21 protein-coding genes are annotated in these 25,128 nt (G+C 61.7%); 11 read left to right on the top strand and 10 right to left on the bottom strand.

Going from position 1 to position 25,128, the window contains the following annotated elements:
* Positions 1 to 87: 87 nt before the first annotated feature.
* On the bottom strand, positions 88 to 1,341 hold the full coding sequence (gene glyA, locus PFLCHA0_RS26520; RefSeq protein ID WP_011063571.1) for a serine hydroxymethyltransferase: 1,254 nt from the start codon (positions 1,339 to 1,341) through the stop codon (positions 88 to 90).
* A 196-nt stretch (positions 1,342 to 1,537) separates the two neighbouring features.
* Positions 1,538 to 5,386 carry a bifunctional diguanylate cyclase/phosphodiesterase gene (locus tag PFLCHA0_RS26515; protein WP_041752600.1) on the bottom strand — a complete coding sequence of 1,283 codons (3,849 nt, stop codon included), beginning with the start codon at positions 5,384 to 5,386 and terminating at the stop codon, positions 1,538 to 1,540.
* 282 nt (positions 5,387 to 5,668) lie between these two features.
* Here PFLCHA0_RS26515 and ettA point away from each other — a divergent pair, with 282 nt between their 5' ends.
* A complete protein-coding gene (ettA, locus tag PFLCHA0_RS26510; protein WP_011063569.1) occupies positions 5,669 to 7,333 on the top strand; it encodes an energy-dependent translational throttle protein EttA in 1,665 nt (554 codons plus the stop codon).
* A 287-nt stretch (positions 7,334 to 7,620) separates the two neighbouring features.
* A complete protein-coding gene (gdhA, locus tag PFLCHA0_RS26505; RefSeq protein ID WP_015637102.1) occupies positions 7,621 to 8,958 on the top strand; it encodes an NADP-specific glutamate dehydrogenase in 1,338 nt (445 codons plus the stop codon).
* 6 nt (positions 8,959 to 8,964) lie between these two features.
* Here the strand turns inward: gdhA and PFLCHA0_RS26500 are convergent, their stop codons facing one another.
* From PFLCHA0_RS26500 to PFLCHA0_RS26485, 4 genes are all read right to left on the bottom strand, one after another.
* Positions 8,965 to 9,456 (bottom strand): GreA/GreB family elongation factor, encoded by a 492-nt coding sequence (locus tag PFLCHA0_RS26500; protein ID WP_041119949.1) that lies wholly within the window; start codon positions 9,454 to 9,456, stop codon positions 8,965 to 8,967.
* A 73-nt stretch (positions 9,457 to 9,529) separates the two neighbouring features.
* Entirely contained in the window at positions 9,530 to 9,886 is a 357-nt protein-coding gene (locus PFLCHA0_RS26495) for a hypothetical protein (protein WP_011063566.1), read from the bottom strand.
* Between the two features lie 159 nt (positions 9,887 to 10,045).
* Positions 10,046 to 11,899 carry an Lnb N-terminal periplasmic domain-containing protein gene (locus PFLCHA0_RS26490; RefSeq protein ID WP_015637100.1) on the bottom strand — a complete coding sequence of 618 codons (1,854 nt, stop codon included), beginning with the start codon at positions 11,897 to 11,899 and terminating at the stop codon, positions 10,046 to 10,048.
* A gap of 92 nt (positions 11,900 to 11,991) precedes the next feature.
* A complete protein-coding gene (locus PFLCHA0_RS26485) occupies positions 11,992 to 12,480 on the bottom strand; it encodes a DUF3015 domain-containing protein (protein ID WP_015637099.1) in 489 nt (162 codons plus the stop codon).
* A gap of 276 nt (positions 12,481 to 12,756) precedes the next feature.
* Here PFLCHA0_RS26485 and PFLCHA0_RS26480 point away from each other — a divergent pair, with 276 nt between their 5' ends.
* Together PFLCHA0_RS26480 and PFLCHA0_RS26475 are read left to right on the top strand one after the other, a co-directional pair.
* A complete protein-coding gene (locus tag PFLCHA0_RS26480; RefSeq protein WP_015637098.1) occupies positions 12,757 to 15,195 on the top strand; it encodes a Lon protease family protein in 2,439 nt (812 codons plus the stop codon).
* Positions 15,196 to 15,409: 214 nt separating this feature from the next.
* Positions 15,410 to 15,751, top strand: coding sequence for a PA4575 family protein (locus PFLCHA0_RS26475; RefSeq protein WP_015637097.1), 342 nt, complete (start codon positions 15,410 to 15,412; stop codon positions 15,749 to 15,751).
* Positions 15,752 to 15,754: 3 nt separating this feature from the next.
* Here PFLCHA0_RS26475 and PFLCHA0_RS26470 read toward each other — a convergent pair whose 3' ends face one another.
* Complete coding sequence (locus PFLCHA0_RS26470; protein WP_015637096.1) at positions 15,755 to 17,581, bottom strand: hypothetical protein; 1,827 nt, start codon at positions 17,579 to 17,581, stop codon at positions 15,755 to 15,757.
* Positions 17,582 to 17,743: 162 nt separating this feature from the next.
* Between PFLCHA0_RS26470 and PFLCHA0_RS26465 the strand changes: the two genes are divergently transcribed.
* From PFLCHA0_RS26465 to PFLCHA0_RS26455, 3 genes are all read left to right on the top strand, one after another.
* Positions 17,744 to 18,232, top strand: a complete 489-nt coding sequence (locus tag PFLCHA0_RS26465; RefSeq protein ID WP_015637095.1) for a TIGR00645 family protein — start codon at positions 17,744 to 17,746, stop codon at positions 18,230 to 18,232.
* Positions 18,233 to 18,367: 135 nt separating this feature from the next.
* On the top strand, positions 18,368 to 18,673 hold the full coding sequence (locus tag PFLCHA0_RS26460) for a DUF6482 family protein (RefSeq protein WP_011063559.1): 306 nt from the start codon (positions 18,368 to 18,370) through the stop codon (positions 18,671 to 18,673).
* A gap of 127 nt (positions 18,674 to 18,800) precedes the next feature.
* On the top strand, positions 18,801 to 19,418 hold the full coding sequence (locus PFLCHA0_RS26455; RefSeq protein ID WP_007924751.1) for an FKBP-type peptidyl-prolyl cis-trans isomerase: 618 nt from the start codon (positions 18,801 to 18,803) through the stop codon (positions 19,416 to 19,418).
* Positions 19,419 to 19,508: 90 nt separating this feature from the next.
* On the opposite strand, the gene PFLCHA0_RS26450 is transcribed toward PFLCHA0_RS26455, so the two are convergent.
* The 3 genes from PFLCHA0_RS26450 to PFLCHA0_RS26440 all read right to left on the bottom strand — a co-directional run bounded on the left by PFLCHA0_RS26450 (position 19,509) and on the right by PFLCHA0_RS26440 (position 21,418).
* Complete coding sequence (locus PFLCHA0_RS26450; protein WP_015637094.1) at positions 19,509 to 19,778, bottom strand: PA4570 family protein; 270 nt, start codon at positions 19,776 to 19,778, stop codon at positions 19,509 to 19,511.
* A 206-nt stretch (positions 19,779 to 19,984) separates the two neighbouring features.
* Positions 19,985 to 20,326 carry a zinc ribbon domain-containing protein YjdM gene (locus PFLCHA0_RS26445; protein WP_011063557.1) on the bottom strand — a complete coding sequence of 114 codons (342 nt, stop codon included), beginning with the start codon at positions 20,324 to 20,326 and terminating at the stop codon, positions 19,985 to 19,987.
* A 123-nt stretch (positions 20,327 to 20,449) separates the two neighbouring features.
* Positions 20,450 to 21,418, bottom strand: a complete 969-nt coding sequence (locus tag PFLCHA0_RS26440; RefSeq protein ID WP_011063556.1) for a polyprenyl synthetase family protein — start codon at positions 21,416 to 21,418, stop codon at positions 20,450 to 20,452.
* 378 nt (positions 21,419 to 21,796) lie between these two features.
* Here PFLCHA0_RS26440 and rplU point away from each other — a divergent pair, with 378 nt between their 5' ends.
* The 4 genes from rplU (at position 21,797) to proB (ending at position 25,125) form a co-directional block, all read left to right on the top strand.
* Positions 21,797 to 22,108: a 50S ribosomal protein L21 gene (rplU, locus tag PFLCHA0_RS26435; RefSeq protein WP_003228361.1), complete on the top strand. Its 312-nt coding sequence runs from the start codon at positions 21,797 to 21,799 to the stop codon at positions 22,106 to 22,108.
* A 35-nt stretch (positions 22,109 to 22,143) separates the two neighbouring features.
* Complete coding sequence (gene rpmA, locus PFLCHA0_RS26430; protein ID WP_003228360.1) at positions 22,144 to 22,401, top strand: 50S ribosomal protein L27; 258 nt, start codon at positions 22,144 to 22,146, stop codon at positions 22,399 to 22,401.
* A 195-nt stretch (positions 22,402 to 22,596) separates the two neighbouring features.
* Entirely contained in the window at positions 22,597 to 23,820 is a 1,224-nt protein-coding gene (gene cgtA / locus PFLCHA0_RS26425; RefSeq protein WP_011063554.1) for an Obg family GTPase CgtA, read from the top strand.
* A 186-nt stretch (positions 23,821 to 24,006) separates the two neighbouring features.
* Positions 24,007 to 25,125: a glutamate 5-kinase gene (proB, locus tag PFLCHA0_RS26420; protein WP_011063553.1), complete on the top strand. Its 1,119-nt coding sequence runs from the start codon at positions 24,007 to 24,009 to the stop codon at positions 25,123 to 25,125.
* The last annotated feature ends 3 nt before the right edge of the window (positions 25,126 to 25,128 follow it).

Here is a 25,128-nt window from a genome sequence, read left to right as displayed (position 1 = left end):
TCCTTTCACCGCCTGTCGCCGCGGCCCTGCGGGCACAAAAAAGCCCGGCACTGGGCCGGGCTTTTTCTGCTGCGGTCTGCGGGCTGATTAAGCGCCGTATACCGGCAGCTTCTTGCAGATGGCCTTGACCTTCTCACGCACAGCGTCGATCACCGCTTCGTTGTTCAGGTCCGCCAGGATGTCGCAGATCCAGCCGGCCAGTTCCTTGCACTCGGCTTCCTTGAAGCCACGAGTGGTCACGGCCGGAGTACCGAAGCGCAGGCCGGAGGTGACGAACGGGGAGCGTGGATCGTTTGGCACGGAGTTCTTGTTCACGGTGATGAAGGCTTTGCCCAGAGCGGCGTCGGCGTCTTTACCGGAGATGTCCTGCTTGATCAGCGACAGCAGGAACAGGTGGTTCTTGGTACCACCGGAAACCACGTCGAAACCGCGGGCGATGAACACTTCGGCCATGGCCTGGGCGTTCTTCACCACTTGTTCCTGGTAGGCCTTGAACTCAGGCTGCAGCGCTTCCTTGAAGCAGATCGCTTTAGCGGCGATCACGTGCTCCAGCGGGCCACCCTGGGCGCCCGGGAATACGGCGGAGTTGAGCTTCTTCTCGATATCGGCGTTGGCGCGAGCCAGGATCAGGCCGCCACGTGGACCGCGCAGGGTCTTGTGGGTGGTGGTGGTGACCACGTCGGCGAATGGTACTGGGTTCGGGTAGACGCCAGCGGCGACCAGACCGGCCACGTGGGCCATGTCGACGAACAGGTAGGCGCCCACTTTGTCAGCGATTTCGCGGAAACGCGGGAAGTCGAGGATCTGCGAGTAGGCGGAGAAACCGGCCACGATCATTTTCGGCTTGTGCTCGACGGCCAGGCGCTCGACTTCGTCGTAGTCGATCAGGCCGTTGGCGTCGATGCCGTACTGGATAGCGTTGTACAGCTTGCCGGAGGAGGACACCGCGGCGCCGTGGGTCAGGTGACCGCCGTGGGCCAGGCTCATGCCCAGGATGGTGTCGCCGCCTTGCAGCAGGGCCAGGTAGACCGCGGCGTTGGCCTGGGAACCGGCGTGTGGCTGGACGTTGGCGTAGTCGGCGCCGAACAGCTCCTTGGCGCGGTCGATGGCCAGCTGTTCAACCACGTCGACGTATTCGCAGCCGCCGTAGTAGCGCTTGCCTGGGTAGCCTTCGGCGTATTTGTTGGTCAGTACCGAGCCTTGAGCTTCCATCACCGCTGGGCTGGTGTAGTTTTCCGAAGCGATCAGCTCAATGTGCTCTTCCTGGCGCTGAGCTTCTTGCTCCATGGCGGCAAAGAGATCGGCGTCGTACTTGGCAATAGTCAAATCACGGCTGAACATGGCGGTCCTCAAGGATCGGGGGCAGAAAAGGGAGGCATTCTAACCCAATGGGTTTTAGATGGCATATGAAAGGACATCATGTCGCAGACAAGTGGCCTTCACTTGGGTACGGGCTTGTATAGGAGCTGGCTTGCCAGCGAAGAGGCCCCTGAGACCGCCTTCGCCGGCAAGCCGGCAATTACGCAAGCAGGGGATGTTAGTCGAACATGAACAGGGCGTCGTTGCTGAACTGCGCCTCGAAGCGGTTGGCCGGCATCGGCCGGCCGAACAGGTAGCCCTGGACCTCGTCGCAGCCATGTTCGCGCAGGAACTCCAGCTGTTCGTGGGTTTCCACGCCTTCGGCGATCACCGCCAGGTTCAGGCTGTGGGCCATGGCGATGATGGCGCGGGCGATCTGCGCATCCTGCTCGCCGGACGGCAGGCCGTCGACGAAGGTGCGGTCGATCTTCAGCACGTCGATGGGGAACTGCTTGAGGTAGTTCAGCGATGAGTAGCCGGTGCCGAAGTCGTCCACCGCGATGCTCAGGCCGAGGTTCTTCAAGCCATCGAGAATCTGCATCGCCTCGCTGACTTCGCGCATCAGGATACTTTCGGTCAGTTCCAGCTCCAGGCACGCCGGTGGCAGGCCGGTGTCCTTGAGGATGGTGGCGATGCGCATGCCCAGCTGGCCGTCGGAGAACTGCCGGGCGGAGATGTTCACCGAAACCTTCGGCACCCGCACCTTGGCCTGGTGCCAGGACTTGAGCTGGCGGCAGGCTTCACTGATCACCCAGTCGCCCACATCCACCACCAGCCCCAGTTCTTCGAGCACCGGAATGAAGTCACCCGGCGGTACCAGGCCGCGACGCGGGTGACGCCAGCGCAGCAGCGCCTCGGCGCCGGTCAGGCGCTTGCCGTCACCGCTGAACTGCGGTTGGTAATAAAGCACGAATTCTTCCTGCTCCAGGGCGTGGCGCAGGTCGCTTTCCAGTTCCAGGCGCTCCAGGGCGCTGGCGTTCATGTCCGCCTGGTAGAACTGGAAGTTGTTCTTGCCGCGTTCCTTGGCGTGGTACATCGCGGTGTCGGCGTTCTTCATCAGCTGGCTCAGCTCGTTGCCATCCTGGGGGCTCAGGGCGATGCCGATACTGGCGGTAACAAAGAACTCGCGGCCTTCGAGGACGAAGGGTTTGACCAGGCTGGCGAGAATCTGCTCGGCCACATGGATCGCCCGGTTCAGGGCCATCTCACGGCTGGAGCGCGGCTGCAGGAGCAGGGTGAATTCGTCGCCGCCCATGCGTGCCACGGTGTCGTCTTCATCGACGCAGCCCAGTAGGCGCGTGGCCATTTCCTTGAGCATGCGATCGCCGGCGGCATGGCCCAGGGAGTCGTTGATCGGCTTGAAGCGGTCCAGGTCGAGGAACATCAGCACCACCCAGGACTTCTGTCGTTCTGCCGATTGCAGGGCGGTGTGCAGGCGGTCCTGGAACAGAGTGCGGTTGGGCAGGTGGGTCAGGGCGTCGTAGTAGGCCAGGCGGTGGATGCGCTGTTCACTGGCCTTGCGTTCGCTGATGTCGCTGAAGAAGCACACGTAGCTGGCCAGGTCGCCTTCATCGTCGAGCACTGCGGTGATCCCGACCCACGCCGGGTAGTGCTCGCCATTGCGGCGCTTGAGCCAGACTTCGCCTTCCCAGGTGCTGTGCTGGTTCAGCTGCTTGAGTACATAGCGCAGGTGGGCTTCCTGCTGGTCGTCCACGGTGAGCATGTTCGGCAACTGGTCGAGCACCTGGGACACCGCGTAGCCGCTGACCCGGCTGAACGCCTCGTTGGCCTGGACGATATAGCCGGCGGGGTCGGTGATCAGGATCGCCGAGGTCGAGTGCTCGAATACCGTGGCCGCCATGCGCAGGTCCTTTTCCGCTCGGCGCTGCTGGCTGATGTCGCGGCCGACCCCGAGCACGCCCTCGAAGGCGCCATGCTCGTCCCACACCAGTACCAGGCGCAGTTCGATGGGGATCTTGCGGCCATCGGCCCGCAGGCAGTCGAACAGGAACAGCTGGGTCTGCACCTGGCTGCGCAATTGCGCCAGTTGCTCGGGTTTGTCCAGGGCCTTGCTGACCCGGTCCATGAGGGTGTAGATGCCGCTCAACTGCTGCGGGTTGGCGATGGTCGACTGCCAGCCGTTCTGGAAGATCCACTCCACGTCGTAGCCGAGCACCGCGTGCACCGAAGGGCTGACGTAGTTCAGCGAAAGCTTGCTGTCGGTGGAGAAAATCACGTCGCTGATGCTTTCGGCGAGCATGCGGTAGCGCTGCTCGCTGTCACGCAGGGACTCGCTGGCCTCGATCTGGTCGGTGATGTCCTTGGCTACGCCGATGATCCGCGTCACCTGGTCGTAGCGGTCCCGGGCCAGGGCCTGCTCGCGGATCTCGAAGCGCCGCCACTGGCCGCTGCGGTGGCGGAAGCGCAACTGGCATTGCAGCAATTGGGCATAGGCCGAGTGCCGCTGCTCCTGGCGCAGGCGGTGGTACAGGTCGGCGTCTTCCGGGTGCAGGAGGATTTCCCAGAAGTACTCGCCCATCTGGTGCAGCTCGGTCTTGTTGTAGCCCAGGGTCTGGCCCAGATGGTGGTTGCTGAAGATCATCCGCTGGCTGATCACATCCTGTACGTACAGGTGATCGGGCACGGTGCGCACCACGTCCGACCAGAACCCTTCGCGCTCCAGCAGTGAAAGTTCGATCAGCTTGCGGCTGGTGATGTCGCTGATGCTGAGGATCACCGCGCTGTAGTCCGCGATGGCCTCGGGCAGGCGCAGGACCAGCCACAGATGCTGGTCGTTGCCCTGGGCGTCGCTGAGCTTGATCTCCAGTTCCAGCTGTTTCTGCTGGTTGATCACGGCTTCGAGCAACTGGCTGCCGATGGCGTTGCCGTTCTTCGGGCTGCCTTCGATCAGCAGTTGCCAGGCCTGCTCGCTGGATTCGACGTTGAGCAGGCGCAGGGCAACCTGGTTGACCTCGGTGATGCGCAATTCACTGAGCAGTTGCAGGCGGTGGCCAGGATCGCTGGCCTGCCAGCGCTTGAGTTGGTCGCTGTTGTGCAGGTTGTGCTTGTCGAGCAAGCCTGGAAGCCCGGAGACATCCATGACGCACAAGGCCACGCCGGTGCCTTCGAAAATGTCCTGATAGCGCCGCCGGCCTTCGTGCAGTTGGCGCTGGCGCCGGCGCATGTTCAGCAGGGCGATCACCGGCAGCAGGGAGAAGGCCAGGCCCAGCAGGCACTTGCCAATGAAGGCCGGCAGTAGCGCCTCGAGCACGGCCCGCTGGTCGAACAGGCCGCGCAGTTGCCAGTCGCTGTTGCTCAGGGGCACCAGCAGCACGCTGCTGGCCATTTCGTCGGGATCCAGCATGCCTGGGGTCGAAGTGCTGCGCTCATCGCGCTTGATCACCTGGTGGCTGAGGCGGTTCTCGATCACCCAGGTGGGCTTGAAGCCCTCTTCGCTTTGCCGCACCAGGGTCTGCAGAAAGCTCGGAGCCAGGCGCAGGACCCAGTAGCCGCGGCTCCCTCCGCTGGACTGGTGCAGCAGGACATGCACCACCGAGCCATCGGCGGGGTTGCTGTAGTAGTAGCGTTGGGCACGGCTGCGCTGGACCAGCTCGGCGAGCCACAGGGCGTCCTGGCTGTCGGTGGCGCTGTCGCTGAGGATCTGCCCCTTGCTGTCCAGCAGGGCAAAGCTGCGTACGTCCGGCAGCGAGCGCTGGAGTTTCTGAAGCAGTTGCTGTTGCTGCTGGCTGTCTCGCGGTGCCTCGATGATGGGCAGCAGATTGAGGGCGATCTGGGCGTTGAGCGCCAGGTTCAGGCTCAGGTGGTCGGCCAGGTCGGCGCTGTAGTCGATGGCATGCTGACGCTGGTCCTGGCGGGTCTGTTGCAGTTGATCGAGCAACTGCCAGAACAACAGGGCCAGCAGCAACAGCACCAGCGTCGCCAGTGCGCCTTTGAGTGTGCCACGCATAGGATAGGCCGGCCCGGGGGCAGCGGCGCGCGCGGGCTTTGGCGAAGTGACGTTGAACAAGCTGTGATCCTGCGGTTTGGCTGGGCTGGCGCGACGTGCACTATAAGCCGGACGCCCGAAGGGCGGCTAGCATGCCTTGAGTTGTGGCAAAGTGCCAGTCCCGCCTGGCTGGACCTGGATCGTGCATTGAGGTAGTTTTGCCGGTTACGCGGGAGCGTTCCAGCTCCAGACAATCAGGCTTTTTCCGCCCGTCGGTATTGATCATGGTCAATGCCGGCGCAGCGCATGGCCTGGCCCGGGCCCGGCCCGTTCTATTCATCTGTCACTGACGCTAGGTTCACCATGGCTCAATACGTCTTCACCATGCATCGGCTGGGCAAGGTTGTTCCGCCGAAGCGGGAAATCCTGAAAAACATCTCCCTGTCCTTTTTCCCTGGCGCCAAGATCGGCGTGCTGGGCCTCAACGGTTCGGGCAAGTCCACGCTGCTGAAGATCATGGCCGGCGTCGACACCGAGTTCGAGGGCGAAGCCCGCCCGATGCCGGACCTGAACATCGGTTACCTGCCCCAGGAACCCCAGCTGGACCCGGCCAAGACCGTGCGTGAAGTGGTCGAGGAAGCGGTCAGCGTGATCAAGGATGCCCAGGCTCGCCTGGACGAGGTCTACGCCGCCTATGCCGAGCCGGATGCCGACTTCGACAAGCTGGCCGCCGAGCAGGCCAAGCTGGAAGCCATCCTGCAGGCCAGCGACGGCCACAACCTGGAGCGCCAGCTGGAAGTGGCCGCCGACGCCCTGCGCCTGCCGGCCTGGGACGCCAAGGTCGAGCACCTGTCCGGTGGCGAGAAGCGTCGTGTGGCCCTGTGCCGCCTGCTGCTGTCGGCCCCTGACATGCTGCTGCTCGACGAACCCACCAACCACCTGGACGCCGACTCCGTCGCCTGGCTGGAGCACTTCCTCCACGACTTCCCGGGCACCGTGGTTGCGATCACGCACGACCGTTACTTCCTGGACAACGTTGCCGGCTGGATTCTGGAACTCGACCGCGGCGCCGGCATTCCTTACGAGGGCAACTACTCCGGTTGGCTGGAAGCCAAGTCCGACCGTCTGGCCCAGGAATCCAAGCAGCAGTCGGCCCATGAAAAGGCCATGAAGGAAGAGCTGGAGTGGGTGCGCAAAGGCGCCAAGGCCCGCCAGTCGAAATCCAAGGCTCGTCTGCAACGCTTCGAGGAAATGCAGTCCCAGGAATTCCAGAAGCGCAGCGAAACCAACGAGATCTACATCCCGGCCGGCCCGCGCCTGGGTGACAAGGTCATCGAATTCAAGAACGTCACCAAGGGCTACGGCGATCGCGTGCTGATCGACAACCTGTCGTTCTCCATGCCCAAAGGCGCCATTGTCGGCGTGATCGGCGGTAACGGTGCCGGTAAATCGACCCTGTTCCGCATGCTCATGGGCAAGGAAACCCCGGATTCGGGCAGCATCGAGATCGGTGAAACCGTGCAGCTTGCCTGCGTGGATCAGAGCCGTGAGGACCTGGACGGCAGCAAGACCGTGTTCCAGCAGATCTCCGACGGCTCCGACCAGATCCGCATCGGCAACTACGAGATCCCGTCGCGTACCTACGTCGGCCGTTTCAACTTCAAGGGCGGCGACCAGCAGAAGTTCGTCAAGGACCTGTCCGGTGGTGAGCGCGGCCGCCTGCACCTGGCCCTGACCCTGAAGGAGGGTGGCAACGTCCTGCTGCTCGACGAACCTTCCAACGACCTCGACGTTGAAACCCTGCGCTCCCTGGAAGAAGCCCTGCTGGACTTCCCGGGCGCCGCCATTGTGATTTCCCACGATCGGTGGTTCCTGGACCGGGTGGCCACTCACATCCTGGCGTACGAAGACGACTCCCAAGCGGTGTTCTTCGAAGGCAACTACACCGAGTACGAAGCCGATCGCAAGAAACGCCTGGGCGAAGCCGCGGCGCAACCGCACCGGGTACGGCACAAGAAGCTGGCCTGATCGGTTAGCTGCTTGAAAAAACGGGGCCTTCGGGCTCCGTTTTTTTATGCCTGGCAGAAACCACGGCGGTTAATTTGGGGGCGTGACTCAACGTTCAAAGTGAGTGCAAAACAGTCAATTTTTGTCACCAATTCGGTGCGTAAAATACCTGTAAAACCGGGCTATTTATATTTATTGCACCATTTAAATTCATATCTGCGACATTTTGCGCTGTCGCGGTGCGGATTGAATTGATAAAGTCCCGGGCAAATCTCTTCTTAACGACAATAAATTTGCCGAGACTTCCCATGATCGAATCCGTCGAAGACTTCCTCGCCCGCCTGAAAAAACGCGACCCGGACCAGCCTGAATTCCATCAGGCGGTGGAAGAGGTCCTGCGCAGCCTCTGGCCGTTTCTCGAAGCCAATCCGCACTACCTGAGCTCCGGTATTCTCGAGCGGATCTGCGAGCCTGAACGCGCGGTGGTCTTTCGCGTGTCGTGGGTCGACGATCAGGGCAAGGTCCGGGTCAACCGCGGCTTCCGCATCCAGATGAACAGTGCCATCGGCCCGTACAAGGGCGGCCTGCGCTTCCATCCCTCGGTCAACATGGGCGTGCTGAAATTCCTCGCCTTCGAGCAGACCTTCAAGAACTCCCTGACCTCCCTGCCCATGGGCGGCGGCAAGGGCGGTTCGGACTTCAATCCCAAGGGCAAGAGCGACGCCGAGGTGATGCGCTTCTGCCAGGCCTTCATGAGCGAGTTGTACCGGCATATCGGTGCCGACGTTGACGTCCCGGCCGGTGACATCGGCGTGGGTGCCCGGGAAATCGGTTTCCTCTTTGGCCAGTACAAACGCCTGAGCAACCAGTTCACGTCGGTGCTGACCGGCAAGGGCATCAGCTACGGTGGCAGCCTGATCCGCCCCGAGGCCACGGGCTTTGGCTGCGTGTACTTCGCCGAGGAAATGCTCAAGCGCCGCGGTGATCGGGTCGAAGGCAAGCGCGTGGCCATCTCCGGCTCCGGCAACGTGGCCCAGTATGCGGCGCGCAAGGTCATGGACCTGGGTGGCAAGGTGATCTCCCTGTCCGATTCCGAAGGCACCCTGTATTGCGAGTCGGGCCTGAGCGAAGAGCAGTGGCTGGCGGTACTGGAACTCAAGAACGTGCAGCGTGGGCGTATCAGCGAGCTGGCGAGCCAGTTCGGCCTGGAGTTCCGCGCCGGCAAGACTCCGTGGGACCTGCCGTGCGATATCGCCTTGCCCTGCGCCACGCAGAATGAACTGGACGCCGAGGCGGCCCGTACCCTGCTGCGCAACGACTGCACCTGTGTCGCCGAAGGTGCCAACATGCCGACCACTCTGGAGGCTGTGGATATCTTTATCGACGCGGGCATCCTCTTCGCCCCGGGCAAGGCGTCCAACGCCGGTGGCGTGGCGGTGAGTGGCCTGGAAATGTCGCAGAACGCCATGCGCCTGCTGTGGACCGCCGGTGAAGTGGACAGCAAGCTGCACAACATCATGCAGTCGATCCACCACGCTTGCGTGCACTATGGCGAAGAGAATGGCCGGATCAACTACGTGAAGGGCGCGAACATCGCCGGCTTCGTCAAGGTCGCCGATGCCATGCTGGCCCAGGGCGTGGTCTGAACCGTCTCAGGCCGGTTCGATGCGGATGATCTCGATCAACTGATTGCCCGCCGGCCTTTGCCACAGGACTTCGTCCCCCGGTTGTGCTCCCAGTAGGGCACGACCCAGGGGCGAGGCCCAGTTGATCAGCCCCTTGGCCGCATCCGCTTGATCCTCCCCCACCAATTGCACGCTTTGCTGGCGATCCTGTTCATCGGCGAAGGTCACTCGGCTGCCGATCTGCACCTTGTCGGTTGAAGTGGCCGTCGTCACCACTTGGGCGCTGTGCAGGCGCTGGGTGAAATAGCGCAGGTCGCGCTCAAGCTCGGCCATTCGCTGCTTGTCGGCGTCATCCCCCAGGTCGTTTTGCTCGCTGTGCTGGCTGTGCAGCAGGGCAACCCTGGCCTGCAATTCGGCAAGGCCCTGGGGCGTGACGTAATTGGGTTGGGCGCTGATCTGGCGCTCCACCGGCTGCTCGGTCTGGGCGGCTTGATCTTCATTGACGAAAGCGCGGCTCACGGTTTTCTCCTTGAAGGGAGGCGGGTGGACCATGGTTGCAGGCTTTTCACCTGGGCGGTTACCTGAAAGCGACCTACGGCGAACGATAGGCCCGGGCCGCATCGCGGTCCTTTTCCTGCTGCCAGGCTCGCTCGCGCTCGTCCCAGTGCCGCTCTCGATACTCGTTGCGGTCCTGGTTCTCCAACATGGCCTGGCATTGGCGGAAACCATCGTTCCAGCCTTCGGCATATTGCGCGTCCTTGAGGTAGCGCGGTACGTCCTTGCGAAACTCTCCGCTCATGGAGCCTGCCGCCTGGCGGCCGCTGACGCAGCCGGCATCGAAGCCATCGGCAAAGGCCGGCGGATAGCCCTGCGCCAGCAGATGCTCATGGGTTGATTCACAGCCACCGACTAGCGCCAGCAACAGCGCTGCCCACCCGTACCGCCACATTTTCGTCTCCCAGGCTTCCTCTGCGTGAAGTCTAGAAGGGCGTTTGTCAGCAAGCCGTGAAAGCCGGGTGATCAACCCATTTATCCGTGGCCGCTGGTGCAGGCTGCGACAAGGTTCGCAGCACCTTCCAGGGCCCTTGAGAGCGGCCTCTGGCTGCCTTTAGTAGTGATACCACTTGAGTTCGAGCATGACCTCGTTGACCGGAGTCGCCAGTTGGCTGAACTCCCGCTGTGCGCTCAGGCGCAGGCCCAGGTTGCGCGACAGCTCCCACTGCTGGTTGAGGCTCAGGCTGCGGCGTACCTCGCCATTGGTGAAGTAGTCGCCCTTGGCCTCAAGGCTGAAGTTACCCAGCGGGTTTTTCCACAGCAGCCCGGAGTTGAAGCCCGCTGCCGGGGCGATGAAACCAGCAAAGTCGGCGTTGTGCTCGACTCGCACCGTGCCCAGGACAAAGCCCAGGGTGTCCTCGCCCAACTGCCAGGTGCCGCCGGCCCCGCCGTTGACGTGGCTGACCAGGGTCTGGTCGTCGTGTTTGCCCGGTACTCGCTCCAGGCCGCCGGTGACCTGCCAGGACCAGGGTTGCAGCAGGTCGTTGCGTGGGGTCAGGGAACGGATGGTCGCCAGGTCCAACTGTTGCAACTGCCAGTGGTTGCCTTCGTACTGGCGCAGCTTCATCTGCAGGATCTCGATCTGCGCCCCCAGGGGGAAGCCTTCGGCGTTGTCGTTGAGGTCGTGATAGGCCATGCGCAGGCCGTACTCGGCGAAGGCCTTGTCGTCCCGGGTGCCGACTCCCAGCTGCCAGGTGCGCGACTGGTGGCCGTCTTCCGGCAGGCCGGGGCGCTGGATCTGCAGCTCCGGTGCCGGGTTCTGGTTGATTGCCCGCAGCAGTTCGAAACTGCGTTGCGAGCGCTGCGCATCTCGCTCCAGGCCGTTGGCCCGGTAGCGTTCAAGACGGTAGGCGGCATCCACGATCAGGGCCTGGCGATCCCGGGGCAGAGCCTTCAGCTCAGGGGCCTGCAATTGCTTCTGGTCAGCGCTGACCTTGAGCACCCATTGCTGTTCTTCCGGGTCCAGGGGCTGGGCGCGGCTCAGCAGCTCCCGCTCCCGGGACGGGCGATAGTCGATGCGTTCCACCAGCCCGGCGTCCTTGACTGCCTTGACCGTATCGGTAGGGATCGCCGTCAGCGGGAACTGTTCGGTCAGGCGCAGGCTGGGGCGCGCCACTTGCAGCAGTTCCAGCAGCCGGTAGGAGCAGTTTTCATCGAAGAAGAAGTAGTCGAACTTGATCTGCTTGAGTTCCCAGACATGCTCCACCATGCGTTCGGTTTCGGCCTGGGTCAGGTTCAGGCGGTATTCCCACAGGTCGCGGTTTTCCAGGCTGCGGTATTCCGAGAGCTTCTCCTGGTAGGGCACCAGAGCGAACAGCCCCGGATAGCCGCCCATCAGGCCTTTCCAGGCGTAGAGAATGCTGTTGTCCGAGCCCTCGATATAGGCCCCGAAGTTGATTGCGTAGCTGAGCAGCGCGGTGTTGTTGCTCTGTACGTCCGCCTGATCGATGCGCAGCAGGGTGTGGCCGAACATCGACGAGGGGCTGTTCAGGTAGGCCGCGGGAAAGATCATCACCGTGCTGTGGGGCGAGACATCCTTGAACCATTGCTTGAACTCGGCGCACTCCACCGCAGGCAAGTCATTCAGGCCCAGTTGCGCCTTGAGCCAGCGGGCGCGGGACGGGTAGACGCACTGGGCATGCTGGTCACCCGCATCGGCGGGGGCGTAGAGGGCGTTCAGGGTCGCGGCCAGCTCAGCGTCGGGATGGTGGGCACCGTCGGCAGCGAGGAAGAATTTCGGGTCGCTGACATAACTGCGCCAGCCGCCGAGCTTGGCAGTTTCGTAGTGACCTATGGATATCCAGAAGGGGTCATTGGCCAGTTGCTGCAAACGTTGAGGGTCGATGTGAGGCGCGGCATACAGCGGGGCGCAGACACAGAGCGCCAGGTAGGCAAGGCGTTTGAGCATGTTGGGCAACTTAAGTCGGAAATACAAAGACCCAAGGTGGGCAAGGTCCGGAAAATAAAACCCGCTCCTCGCGAGGAGCGGGTGGGGCGAGCTTAAGCTGGGGTTGCGTACTTGGCCAGGCGCGCGTCGTTTTTCAACACGGCCAGGGTATTGGAGTGCACATCTTCCGCGGTCACGTCAGCCTTGCTGAAGATCTGTTGGAAGTGCTCGTGGGTAACCGCGGCAAAGTGCGCGCGATCCTCAGGGGCTACACCGAGTACCACGGCGTAGGTGGTCAGGGCTTCGCCTTGACCCTTGGCCATGTCTTCGGAGAGCTCGTTCATCATGCCGTTCATGGCGAACCAGGACTTGCCGCCATAGGTCAGCGAGGCATTGGTCGAGCAGCCGTTGGTACCGGAGGTCATGCCGAAAGTGGCGTTGCCTGAGGTGCCGTTGGTGGTGGATGCGAGGAAGTGCGCCGGAGTGCCGCGCTGGCCTTCGAACAGCATGTTGCCCCAGCCGCAATCCGGGCCGCCTGGCGCCTGGGCCATGGCGTTGAGGGATACAGCGGTGAAAAGAGTACCGAGAAGAATCCGTTTCATAGCGTTGTTCTCTTTGTGTGCATACCAATGGACAGGGAGACTGGCCCGTGTGGGCGCCAGTGGGCCGGTTATCTATCCAGCCGCGCAGTTTGGAGTTTAGGCAGGTTCCTCAGGTTCCGTAACTATTTACAAAACAATACCTGAAACAGCTGGTTTTACTTGGTGCGGGTCGTGGCCTGCGGCTTGGCTATGCTTTCCCCTGAGGCGCGCCTTGCCAGCCGGGCATACCCGGCGCCAGAATGCCGCCATCTGCCCCGCCTGATGTAAGGAAGCCCGATGCCTGATCCTGTTGCTGCCAGCCTGCGTCTTGCGCCTGAAGCGCTGACCCGTCCTTTCTCTGCTGAACAGTTCAGCTTCTCCACCACCAATGATCTGGAGCCCTTCCGCGGTGTGCTAGGCCAGGAACGTGCGGTCGAAGCCTTGCAGTTTGGCGTGGCCATGCCGCGCCCCGGCTACAACGTCTTTGTCATGGGCGAGCCGGGCACCGGCCGCTTCTCTTTCGTCAAACGCTATCTGAAGGCCGAAGGCAAGCGCCTGCAGACCCCGTCGGACTGGGTCTACGTCAACAACTTCGACGAGCCCCGGGAACCCCGGGCACTGGAGCTGCCAGCGGGGGCCGCGGGCAGTTTCATCAGCGACATCAACGGCCTGATCGATAACCTGCTGGCCACCTTTCCGGCGGTCTTCGAGCACCCTTCGTACCAGCAGAAGAAGAGCGCCATCGATCGCGCCTTCAACCAGCGCTATGACCGCGCCCTGGATGTGATCGAGCGCCTGGCCCTGGAAAAGGACGTGGCGCTGTACCGCGACAGCAGCAACATCGCCTTTACCCCGATGTTCGAAGGCAAGGCCCTGGACGAGGCTGAGTTCGCCCAGTTGCCCGAGGCCGATCGCGAACGCTTCCACGAGGACATTTCCGCCCTGGAGGAGCGCCTCAACGAAGAACTGGCGAGCCTGCCGCAATGGAAGCGCGAGTCGAGCAACCAGTTGCGCCAGCTCAATGAAGAAACCATCACCCTGGCCCTGCAGCCCTTGCTCGCGCCGCTGTCCGAGAAGTACGCGGAAAACGCCGCGGTCTGCGGTTACCTGCAGGCCATGCAGGTCTATCTGTTGAAGACCGTGGTCGAACAACTGGTGGACGACAGCAAGACCGACGCCGTGGCGCGCAAGCTGCTGGAAGAACAGTACTGCCCGAGCCTGGTGGTCGGTCACCCGGCCAGCGGTGGCGCCCCGGTGGTATTCGAGCCCCATCCGACCTACGACAACCTGTTCGGGCGTATCGAGTACAGCACCGACCAGGGGGCGCTCTACACCACCTACCGGCAGTTGCGCCCTGGCGCCTTGCACCGGGCCAATGGCGGTTTCCTGATTCTGGAAGCCGAGAAGATGCTCAGCGAGCCCTTTGTCTGGGACGCGCTCAAGCGTGCCCTGCAATCGCGCAAGCTGAAGATGGAGTCGCCACTGGGCGAGATGGGCCGCCTGGCCACTGTGACCCTGACGCCGCAGGTGATTCCGCTGCAGGTCAAGGTTATCATCATTGGCGCCCGCCAGTTGTATTACACGCTGCAGGACCTGGATCCGGACTTCCAGGAGATGTTCCGGGTACTGGTGGATTTCGACGAAGACATTCCGATGGTGGACGAAAGCCTGGAGCAGTTCGCCCAGTTGCTGAAAACCCGCACCTCGGAAGAGGGCATGGCGCCACTGACCGCCGACGCCGTGGCGCGGCTGGCCACCTACAGTGCGCGCCTGGCGGAGCATCAGGGACGCTTGTCGGCGCGTATCGGTGATCTGTTCCAACTGGTCAGCGAAGCCGATTTCATCCGGCACCTGGCTTCGGATGAAATGACCGACGCCGGGCATATCGAGCGCGCGCTGAAGGCCAAGGCCACGCGTACCGGGCGGGTGTCGGCGCGGATTCTCGACGACATGCTGGCGGGCATCATCCTCATCGACACCGATGGTGCCGCGGTAGGCAAGTGCAACGGCCTGACGGTGCTGGAGGTCGGGGACTCGGCCTTTGGCGTGCCGGCGCGGATCTCGGCCACGGTCTACCCCGGCGGCAGCGGTATCGTCGACATCGAGCGCGAGGTCAATCTCGGCCAGCCGATCCACTCCAAGGGGGTGATGATCCTCACGGGTTACCTGGGCAGCCGTTACGCCCAGGAGTTCCCCCTGGCGATTTCCGCGAGCATCGCCCTGGAGCAGTCCTATGGCTATGTGGACGGTGACAGTGCTTCGCTGGGCGAGGCCTGCACGCTGATTTCGGCGCTCTCCAAAACCCCGCTCAAGCAGTGCTTCGCCATTACCGGCTCGATCAACCAGTTTGGTGAGGTGCAGGCGGTCGGCGGGGTCAACGAGAAGATCGAGGGCTTCTTCCGTCTGTGCGAGGCCCGTGGCCTGACCGGGGAGCAGGGGGCGATCATTCCCCAGGCCAACGTCGCCACACTGATGCTCGACGAGAAGGTCTTGCAGGCGGTGCGAGCCGGGCAGTTCCATGTGTATGCGGTGCGCCAGGCCGATGAGGCCCTGAGCCTCCTGGTGGGCGAGCCGGCTGGCGAGCCGGATGCCGAAGGGCAGTTCCCCGAGGGCAGCGTCAATGCGCGTGTGGTGGAGCGGCTGCGGGTGATTGCCGAGATGATCAGCGAAGACGACCTGAAGGAGGCCGAGAAGGAACAGGCCCAGGAGGCGTTGGCCGATACCAAGCCGGCGTGATGCTGTTCGATGGCGAGGGGAGTATTCCCTCGCCATCGGCGCCAGGCCGCTGACGCCAATTTTTCAAAATAGACCATTCGGCGCCTGTTGGATCGGTCAACTTTGTTTATCAGGCTTTTCTTCTATTCTCAGGGCAAGGAGAACGACAGTCGTCGCTGGATCGAAACAGCCTTGCGTTGAAGGCTGAATAGTGGATCTACCGAGGGTCGCCGCCATGTCGCGCAACCTTTGCCTTACTCGCCAATGCCTTGGCCTGGTTACCCGTATCGAATGCATTGTTCGCCCTTTGGCGGGGGACAACGGTATGTGGACCCTTCTCTTCGCCGCCGGAATGGCCGGTGAACAACCCTCGGCGATCAAGTCCCAGGGGCCGTTCTGCGGACCTGTTGTGGCCGAATCGATCCTCGATTCGATCGTTGAAAGCCTGACCACCCACGGTTACCAACTGGCCGACGATCCGCAGATATGGTGCCTGCATCTGCAGGCCCAACTGCGGCAGATCAACGGTGAGCGGGGGCGTCACGCCGGGGATTTCCAGTTCCATCCCGAACATTGATGGCTAGGGTGGTGTCGGCTCGGCTTTGTCGAGTTTGACCTCGAAGCCGTATTCGACGGCATTGAGTTCGCTGCGCTCGTAGCTTTCCAGTTGGCTGGGCTGGCCGTAGAAGTAATGCACGTCGAACAGCGCGGGCCCGTTGTTCGAGGCTCCGTGGCTGACGGCAAGGATCTCCTTCAGGTACTGGCCACTGTCGTCCTTGGCATAGAAGCGCCAGGCATCCGCGGGAAAGAGCTTCTGATCGACTATCAGGGCATTGCCCTGGAGCTCCAGGCCCTTGGGCAGTTGCTGGGCACTGATGGTCTTTTTCTCGATGTTGGCGAGAAACAGCGGGATAGAGCCGACGGCATAGGCCGGGGTTTCCGGGAACAGGTTCAGGTCATAGGTGATGACGCCACGCATGGGGTCGATTTCAAAGGCCTCGTCCGGCAGTTCGATCGGTTCGCCACGCTGGCCCTTGTCGTCCTGAGTGAAGAAGGTCAGCGGGGTGTCGCCGGCATTGAACTCCGAGCCCAGCAGTTCGTCGTTGAAGGTCCGCGGATGGCTGAACTCAATGCGTGCTGCACTGGCATCTTCCACCGATTGGCTGATGGTCACGGACTTTTTCAATGAGTCCTCATCAAGCTCCGCGCCCTTGAGGTAGCTGGCGGCCTGATCGTCATAGACCACCACCGGCATCGGCAGTGGCTGGATGTTCTTGTCGGTGGTGAGCCGATCGAAGTGGTGTACCGGCAGGTCGAGGTTCTTGCGGGTCACGCTGGCCTGAGCGAAGTCGAGTACGGCGACCTCCAGCTTGTCGATCTGGCCGTTGAAATACACCTTGGCGTAATGCTGGGTGTGCTGTTGGTCAAAGGCTTTCTGCTCATCCTCCAGTTGCTTCTCGAAGGCCTCGCTCCAGCTCTTCTGCTTCTGCATCTCGGCCAGTTGCTGGCGGTAAAAGGCGACCTGCTGGGCGCTCTCATTGATCGAGCCCGACCGAGAGAGGATTTGCCCGCTGCTGTCCCGAGCCTGCGCCAGCAAGGGGTTGAGGGAGGCGTCGTCGGCTTCCTCAGGCAGGGCGGCGTTATTGCTCAGTTCGATTTCGGCGACATTCTTTTCCAGCGCCAGCAAGGTCAGGCTGATGTTGCCGTCCTGGCGTGGCTTGCCGATGTCGGCCCGGGTCAGTTCGAAGGTCAGGGTGCGGCCGGGAGCTATCACTTCCAGCTTGCCCTGCAGCGAGACCGGCTGCGGCTGGTTCTTGTTGTCCACTTCCAGGCCCTCGATGAAGGGATAGGTCACGGTCAGGTCATCCGGGTTGGTCAGGTTGGAACTGGACGGGCTGAGTTGAATCCCCGGGTCGGTTTCCGACCATTCGGGCTGAAAGGGGATGACCTTCTTGTTGCTCAGGGTGACGGACTGCCACTCCAGGCCATGGGGAAAGGGGAACTGCGCGGGCATGTTGAAGCTGAAGGGGAGCACCGGCTGCAGGTCGGTCAGGTAGTCCGAGCTGGAGGGCTTGCGCAGCACGAATAGGCCATTGATGTAGGTGTCCACCAGCGCCTGGGCCGTGGGGTAGTGCTTGAGCAGGGCCAGGCTGTCGTCACCGTATTCGGTTTCGATCGGCTTGCTGTCGAGCTTGATCTGCGCACGCTCCAGCAGCAGCAGTGAGCCGCCGAGGTCGGCGATGGCGTCTTTGAGCTTGGGGTCCTGGATGGCGTCCAGGGATTTTTCAAACTGTGCGGTCCTCTCTTCGAGGCTGGCCTGCTTCTTTTCGTCGCTGGGTGAACAGCCGCCGCTGATCAGCAGCGCCAGACCGAGGCCGAAGCTGGCCAAAGGCAATCGCAAATCCATTTTCCAGTCTTCCTGTCCAGTGTCGATGGGCGGTGGCAATGGCTTCGACACTAGCAGAAAAAACGTTCGGAAAAACCCGTGGGTCAGGGGATTGTCTGTGGTTTATGGGCTTTTGGCGCGCTGATATACTCGCCGCCGTTTTTACACCGGGTACGAGATTCAATGGAACGTTTTATCGAAAATGCAATGTATGCCTCACGCTGGCTGCTGGCGCCGATCTACTTCGGATTGTCCCTGGGCCTGCTGGCACTGGCATTGAAGTTTTTCCAGGAAGTCTTCCACGTTATTCCCAATGTGTTCTCCATGGCCGAGTCCGACCTGATCCTGGTGCTGCTGTCGCTGATCGACATGGCGCTGGTGGGTGGCCTGCTGGTGATGGTGATGATTTCCGGCTACGAAAATTTCGTGTCGCAACTGGACATCGATGAGGACAAGGAAAAGCTCAGCTGGCTGGGCAAGATGGATTCTTCGTCGTTGAAGATGAAAGTGGCGGCGTCCATCGTCGCGATCTCCTCGATCCACCTGCTGCGGGTGTTCATGGACGCCAAGAACACCCCCACCGAGTACCTGCTGTGGTACGTGGTGATCCACATGACCTTCGTGATCTCGGCATTTGCCATGGGGTACCTGGACAAGCTGACCAAGCACTGACCGCCCCCTGCCCACCGGACACCTGCCGCCCGGCCGTTGCGAAACGGACGGGCGGCGTTGTTTGTGGCTTGTGCTTTTTCCGGGCGGGGCATATGCCTGTAGGGGTCATGGCTTTCAATTGCACGAGGTGCGCTCATGAACCTGCAGGAAATGAATGCCTACGCCATTGCCGGAAAAGTCGATGAGTTGAACCTGATTTCGCTGGAAGGCGGAATCTACCTGCTTGAGGCGCGCATGCACGGGGCTGCATACCCGTTGAGCGATGCCCATGGGCAGATGTTTCATCTGCGTTCGGTGGAGCATGCCCGTGAAGTGCTGCAGTCGTTTCCCAAGCTGCCGTTCAACCTGATCCACACCTCGGTGCATGACGAGATGTGCGGGTTGTCTGCCAGCGCCGAGGAAAGCCTCAAGGTGCCGATCACCCTGCACTCCGGCTGGTAGCGCCGGGGTTGCGCTGATTGTCGCCGGACTTCTGTGCTAGTCTGCTCGCCCTTTTGGTTCCGGGCGCTCCGGAAGGTGCTGTGTTTCCACGGCCTTTCCCGAGCCGTCCGCACAGCGGAGCAGTGTCATGTCCGAAGTAAATCTGTCCACCGACGAAACCCGCGTCAGCTACGGCATCGGCCGTCAGCTGGGCGACCAACTGCGTGACAACCCGCCACCGGGCGTGAGCCTGGATGCAATCCTGGCCGGTCTGACCGACGCTTTCGCCGGTAAGCCAAGCCGTGTGGGTCAGGAAGAAATGTCTGCCAGCTTCAAGGTCATCCGCGAAATCATGCAGGCTGAAGCCGCTGCCAAGGCCGAAGCGGCTGCCGGTGCCGGTCTGGCATTCCTGGCGGAAAACGCCAAGCGTGAAGGCATCACCACCCTGGCTTCCGGCCTGCAGTTCGAAGTGCTGACCCAGGGCGAAGGCGCCAAGCCATCCCGTGAAGACAGCGTTCGCACTCACTACCACGGCACCCTGATCGACGGCACTGTGTTCGACAGCTCCTACGAGCGCGGCCAGCCTGCCGAATTCCCGGTTGGCGGCGTGATCGCTGGCTGGACCGAAGCGCTGCAACTGATGAACGCCGGTAGCAAATGGCGTCTGTACGTGCCGAGCGAACTGGCTTACGGCGCACAAGGCGTGGGCAGCATCCCGCCGCACAGCGTTCTGGTGTTCGACGTCGAGCTGCTGGACGTTCTGTAACCCCTGTAGGAGCCAGCTTGCTGGCGATGAAGTCTGCGCACTCGCGGTCTGCTCATCGCCGGCAAGCTTGCCCCTTGATCGGCTTTGGTTTCATAGACGGATTTTTGCGCTCAGGCTTTGACCATCGGTGCCGGTCGGCCGCAAGGCTCTGGCGTAGCAGAACAAAAACAGGTTGCGCACCAATTCCTTGAGTACCAGCGGTTCGCTGGAGCTCAGGCCGTTCAGGTCCAGATCTCCCTGGTCCTGCAGCTCGTTCAGGGCTTCCTCTTCCAGTACCGCACAGACTTCCCCGGTTTCCCGATGCAGGATTCGCAGGTAAGGGTGTGGGCGGTCCAGCCAGGCATCAATCAAATAAGTCATGGTCGTCATCTCCTTGAATGGGGTTCAATGAGAATAATTCTTATTCAATGAATAGCAAGTGCCTATTGGCGGTTTCTGCTTTTTTCTGTGCAGAAATTGTTTTCGATCAAATCGACTGGCTTTTTGCTAGCAAGGTTGCGGGTTGACCGAGCGGGGAGGGACGCAGGGGGGGAACCCTCTCGCGGCGGGCGCGAGAGGGGCTGGATTCAGACCTTGCGGACGAACTCGGACTTGAGTTTCATCGGGCCGATTCCGTCGATCTTGCAGTCGATGTCATGGTCGCCATCGCACAGGCGGATGTTCTTGACCTTGGTGCCGACCTTGACCACCAGCGAGGTGCCCTTGACCTTGAGGTCCTTGATCACGGTAATGGTGTCGCCGTCTTGCAGCACGTTGCCCACCGAATCTTTCTTCACGGCTTCATCGGATACGGCTTCGGCTTCACCGCTGGCGGACCACTCGTGGGCGCACTCAGGGCAGATCAGCTGGGTGCCGTCCTCGTAGGTGTATTCGGAATTGCATTTTGGGCAGGGTGGCAAAGTGCTCACTTAAGCTCCTCAAAGTCAGGATGGCTAAAAAGCGCACATTGTATAGGGTTTTGTGGGCGAGAGGGGATGAAGGGGGGGGCAGAGCAACGAGCCGGCTCCTGTGATGAGCAGGAGCCGGGCTGTTTAGTGGGTGCGGGCGACGGCGAATTCGCTCAGTTCCACCAGGGCATCGCGGTACTCGCTCGGTGGCAGGGCTTCCAGGCAAGTGATGGCGCGCGCGACGTAATCGCGGGCCAGTTGTGCGGTGTAGTCCAGGGAACCCGAGGCCTCGACGGCGGCACGGATGCTTTCCAGATCTTCGATGCCGCCTTTCTGGATCGCCTGGCGAACCAGGGCTGCCTGCTCCGGTGTGCCTTCGCGCATGGTGTAGATCAGCGGCAGCGTCGGCTTGCCTTCTGCCAGATCGTCACCGACGTTCTTGCCCAGGGTCTCGGCATCGCCGCGGTAGTCCAGCAGGTCGTCCACCAGTTGGAAGGCCACGCCCAGATGGTCGCCAAAGGTGCGCAGGGCTTCGGCCTGTTCCTCGGTGGCGCCGGCCAGTGCGGCGGCGCTGTGGGTCGAGGCTTCGAAGAGCATCGCGGTCTTGCCGCGGATGACTTCCATGTAGGTTTCTTCGGTGGTGCTGGCGTCACGCACCTTGGAGAGCTGCAGGACTTCGCCTTCAGCGATGATCCGGGTGGCCTGGGACAGGATGCGCATGACCGGCATCGAGCCGAGCTCGACCATCATTTCGAACGAGCGCGAGTACAGGAAGTCGCCCACCAGTACGCTGGGAGCGTTGCCCCACATGGCGTTGGCGGTTGAGCGGCCACGGCGCATGCCGGACATGTCGACCACGTCGTCATGCAGCAGAGTGGCGGTGTGCAGGAATTCGATGGTGGCGGCCAGCAGGCGCAGGTCGTCGCCTTCGCGGCCCAGGGCCTTGCCGCACAGCAGCACCAATAAAGGACGCAGGCGCTTGCCTCCGGCCGAGGTGATGTAATCGCCGATTTTGGAAACCAGCGGAACTCGGGAGGTCAGCTGTTTCTTGATGATGCCGTCGACGGCGCTAAAATCGTCCGCCACCGCGCGGTAGAAAGCTTGGGGTTGCATCAGCGACAGGTGCTCCAGAAGGGTTGCGCGGCATGCTAGGACCCACGTCCGCGGGTGTCAAGGCGCGGTCCCGCAAGGCTAAAGCCCCGACGGGCTGTAATTTGTCAGGGTAAAACACTGGGGTATAGTCGCGTGCTGCCATTAAACCCAGGTTTCAGGGGGTTAGGTCCCCGGCGCCAGGGCTGGCAGCGTTGTCCGGCGTGGCCTGAACGGCACTTGCAAGGCCATTGAGCCTTGCGTACAATCGCGCACCCTGAACTTCCTGGGCAGCACCTGCCTTACGCAATTGCACTTGGGCCGTTCCAGCCCCATGCAGCCATGCCAGCCAATACCTCTTCTTATAAAGAGCTGGGTGAGCAGGATTATCGGAGAAATACCATGTACGCAGTAATCGTTACCGGCGGTAAGCAATACAAGGTCGCTGAAGGTGAATACCTGAAGATCGAAAAACTGGAAGTCGCTACTGGCGAATCCGTGACTTTTGACCGCGTTCTGTTGGTCGCCAACGGCGACGACGTGAACATCGGCGCACCTGTTGTTGCTGGCGCAACCGTCAAGGCTGAAGTGATCTCCCAAGGTCGTCACGATAAAGTCCGCATCATCAAGTTCCGTCGCCGTAAGCACCACATGAAGCGTATGGGCCACCGCCAGTGGTTCACCGAGATCAAAATCACCGGTATTCAGGCTTAATTTCAGCCTAATTCCTCACTAGGAGAATTGAACTCATGGCACACAAAAAAGCTGGTGGTAGTACCCGTAACGGTCGCGACTCAGAAGCCAAACGCCTTGGCGTGAAGATGTATGGCGGCCAGGTCATCAAGGCCGGCAACATCATCGTGCGTCAGCGCGGCACCCAATTCCACGCTGGCTACGGCGTTGGCATGGGTAAAGATCACACCCTGTTCGCGAAAATCGAAGGCGTGATCAAGTTTGAAGTAAAAGGCGCCTTCGGTCGTCGTTACGTGAGCGTCGTCGCAGCTTAATTGCGCGATCGCTGGAAAAGCCCTGTCTCGCGACGGGGCTTTTTCGTTTGTGGGATGAGTCTCTTGCAAAACTGTTTGTACGAGCTGCCAGCGTTGGATGTTTCGGTCGTTGATTGAGGTCGCTGCGCTCATTTTTGCAAGAGTCTTATGTCTTAGTGCTTTTCAGCTCGCCCGTGTGGCGAGAGGCGTTTGAACATGAAGTTTGTTGATGAAGTATCGATTCGAGTAAAGGCTGGCGACGGCGGCAATGGTTGCATGAGTTTCCGTCGGGAAAAGTTCATCGAAAACGGTGGTCCCAACGGTGGTGATGGTGGTGATGGCGGCTCGATCTACATGGTCGCCGACGAAAACCTCAATACCCTGGTGGACTACCGCTACACCCGGCACTTCGATGCCGAGCGCGGCTCCAACGGCGGCAGTACCGACTGTACCGGCAAGAAGGGTGAGGATCTGGAGCTGCGGGTTCCGGTCGGTACCACGATCATTGATGCGGGCACTCAGGAAGTCATTGGCGACCTGACCAAGGCTGGCCAGCGGTTGATGGTGGTGCAGGGCGGCTGGCACGGTTTGGGCAACACCCGTTTCAAGTCCAGTACCAACCGTGCGCCGCGCCAGACCACTCCGGGCAAGCCGGGTGAGCAGCGTGATCTCAAGCTGGAGCTGAAGGTGTTGGCGGACGTGGGTCTGCTGGGCTTGCCGAATGCGGGCAAAAGTACCTTTATCCGCTCGGTGTCCGCGGCCAAGCCGAAGGTGGCCGATTACCCGTTCACCACCCTGGTGCCGAACCTGGGTGTGGTCAGCGTCGATCGCTGGAAGAGCTTCGTGATCGCCGATATTCCGGGTCTGATCGAGGGTGCTTCCGATGGTGCCGGCCTGGGGATTCGCTTCCTCAAGCACCTGGCGCGTACGCGCATCCTGCTGCACCTGGTGGACATGGCGCCGCTGGATGAAAGCAGCCCGGCGGATGCGGCAGAGGTGATTGTCAATGAGTTGATGAAGTTCAGCCCGTCCCTGGCCGAGCGCGAGCGCTGGCTGGTGCTGAACAAGTCCGATCAGATCCTCGAGGAAGAGCGCGAGGAGCGGGTCAAGGAAATCGTTGATCGCCTGGAGTGGACGGGGCCGGTATACGTGATCTCGGCCATCTCCAAGGATGGTACCGAGCGCTTGAGCCGCGACATCATGCGTTACCTGGAGGATCGTGCCGATCGCCTGGCAGCCGACCCTGCCTATGCCGACGAGCTGGCTGAGCTGGATCAGCGCATCGAAGACGAGGCGCGTGCCCAGTTGCAAGCCCTCGACGATCAGCGTGCTCTGCGCCGCAGTGGCGTGAAGAGCGTCCATGACATCGGTGACGATGACTGGGACGAAGAAGACGTTGACGATGAAGATGGTCCGGAAATCATTTACGTCCGCGACTGATTCGGCAGGAGCGGGCTTGCCCCGCGAAGACGGTTTATCTGGCAGGGTGCGGTGTTATCATCGCTGCCAAGCCAGCTTCCAAGGCGCCGCTCATTTGAGCGGCGTTTTGGTGTCTGCAGGATACAAATACGAATAACCCCATGAGTGGCGCTCGGTCGCGTCGCTCGCTGGCAAAGGTTGAATAAGATGCGGAGCAAGGTGACAGGTGCGCAGCGCTGGGTCGTTAAGATCGGCAGTGCGCTGCTGACGGCGGACGGCAAGGGGCTGGATCGCACGGCAATGGGTGTGTGGGTGGAGCAGATGGTGGCCTTGCATGAGGCCGGCGTCGAGCTGGTACTGGTTTCCTCCGGTGCTGTAGCGGCCGGCATGAGCCGCCTGGGCTGGACCGCACGACCGAGTGCGATGCATGAGTTGCAGGCCGCTGCGGCCATCGGCCAGATGGGGCTGGTGCAGGCCTGGGAGTCGAGCTTTGCCGAGCATGGCCGGCATACTGCACAGATTCTCCTGACCCATGACGACCTCTCCGATCGCAAGCGCTACCTCAATGCTCGCAGTACCTTGCGTGCCCTGGTGGAGCTCAAGGTGATCCCGGTGATCAACGAGAACGACACCGTGGTGACCGACGAGATCCGCTTTGGCGACAACGATACTCTGGCGGCGCTGGTGGCCAACCTGGTTGAGGCTGATCTGCTGGTGATTCTTACCGACCGTGACGGCATGTTCGATGCCGACCCGCGTAACAATCCTGATGCCCAGCTGATCTATGAGGCGCGGGCCGACGACCCGGCGCTGGATGCGGTGGCCGGTGGTACGGGCGGTGCGCTGGGGCGTGGCGGCATGCAGACCAAGTTGCGTGCGGCGCGGCTGGCTGCGCGTTCCGGGGCGCATACAATCATCGTTGGTGGGCGTCTGGATCGCGTGCTGGACCGCCTCAAGGCTGGCGAGCGCATCGGCACCTTGCTGTCGCCGGAGCGCGGCATGCTGGCGGCGCGCAAGCAGTGGCTGGCCGGGCATCTGCAGACCCGCGGCACCCTGGTGCTGGATGAGGGGGCGGTGTCGGCTCTGTCCCAGGGTAACAAGAGCCTGTTGCCGGTGGGGGTCAAGCAGGTCCAGGGTGGTTTCCGGCGTGGTGAGATGGTGGTGTGCGTAGCGCCGGATGGTCGTGAAATTGCTCGTGGCCTGGCCAACTACAGTGCGCTTGAGGCGCAGAAGATCATTGGTCAGCCGTCCGACGCTATTGTCGGTGTCCTGGGGTATATGGCGGAGCCTGAACTGGTACACCGCGATAACCTGATTCTGGTGTAAGTG

It is taken from the genome of Pseudomonas protegens CHA0, assembly GCF_000397205.1.
Lineage (GTDB): Bacteria > Pseudomonadota > Gammaproteobacteria > Pseudomonadales > Pseudomonadaceae > Aquipseudomonas > Aquipseudomonas protegens.
This window is presented reverse-complemented; position numbering and strand designations above follow the sequence as displayed.

Bases quoted from the DNA above. Each gene is read 5' to 3' on its own strand.
- PFLCHA0_RS26465 (WP_015637095.1), top strand. From the start codon at position 17,744: ATGGAACGTTTTATCGAAAATGCAATGTATGCCTCACGCTGGCTGCTG.
- ettA (WP_011063569.1), top strand. From the start codon at position 5,669: ATGGCTCAATACGTCTTCACCATGCATCGGCTGGGCAAGGTTGTTCCG.
- PFLCHA0_RS26475 (WP_015637097.1), top strand. From the start codon at position 15,410: ATGTCGCGCAACCTTTGCCTTACTCGCCAATGCCTTGGCCTGGTTACC.
- PFLCHA0_RS26485 (WP_015637099.1), bottom strand. From the start codon at position 12,480: ATGAAACGGATTCTTCTCGGTACTCTTTTCACCGCTGTATCCCTCAAC.
- PFLCHA0_RS26480 (WP_015637098.1), top strand. From the start codon at position 12,757: ATGCCTGATCCTGTTGCTGCCAGCCTGCGTCTTGCGCCTGAAGCGCTG.
- cgtA (WP_011063554.1), top strand. From the start codon at position 22,597: ATGAAGTTTGTTGATGAAGTATCGATTCGAGTAAAGGCTGGCGACGGC.
- gdhA (WP_015637102.1), top strand. From the start codon at position 7,621: ATGATCGAATCCGTCGAAGACTTCCTCGCCCGCCTGAAAAAACGCGAC.
- PFLCHA0_RS26470 (WP_015637096.1), bottom strand. From the start codon at position 17,581: ATGGATTTGCGATTGCCTTTGGCCAGCTTCGGCCTCGGTCTGGCGCTG.
- PFLCHA0_RS26440 (WP_011063556.1), bottom strand. From the start codon at position 21,418: ATGCAACCCCAAGCTTTCTACCGCGCGGTGGCGGACGATTTTAGCGCC.
- PFLCHA0_RS26495 (WP_011063566.1), bottom strand. From the start codon at position 9,886: ATGTGGCGGTACGGGTGGGCAGCGCTGTTGCTGGCGCTAGTCGGTGGC.
- PFLCHA0_RS26450 (WP_015637094.1), bottom strand. From the start codon at position 19,778: ATGACTTATTTGATTGATGCCTGGCTGGACCGCCCACACCCTTACCTG.
- rpmA (WP_003228360.1), top strand. From the start codon at position 22,144: ATGGCACACAAAAAAGCTGGTGGTAGTACCCGTAACGGTCGCGACTCA.
- rplU (WP_003228361.1), top strand. From the start codon at position 21,797: ATGTACGCAGTAATCGTTACCGGCGGTAAGCAATACAAGGTCGCTGAA.
- PFLCHA0_RS26490 (WP_015637100.1), bottom strand. From the start codon at position 11,899: ATGCTCAAACGCCTTGCCTACCTGGCGCTCTGTGTCTGCGCCCCGCTG.
- PFLCHA0_RS26460 (WP_011063559.1), top strand. From the start codon at position 18,368: ATGAACCTGCAGGAAATGAATGCCTACGCCATTGCCGGAAAAGTCGAT.
- glyA (WP_011063571.1), bottom strand. From the start codon at position 1,341: ATGTTCAGCCGTGATTTGACTATTGCCAAGTACGACGCCGATCTCTTT.
- PFLCHA0_RS26455 (WP_007924751.1), top strand. From the start codon at position 18,801: ATGTCCGAAGTAAATCTGTCCACCGACGAAACCCGCGTCAGCTACGGC.
- proB (WP_011063553.1), top strand. From the start codon at position 24,007: ATGCGGAGCAAGGTGACAGGTGCGCAGCGCTGGGTCGTTAAGATCGGC.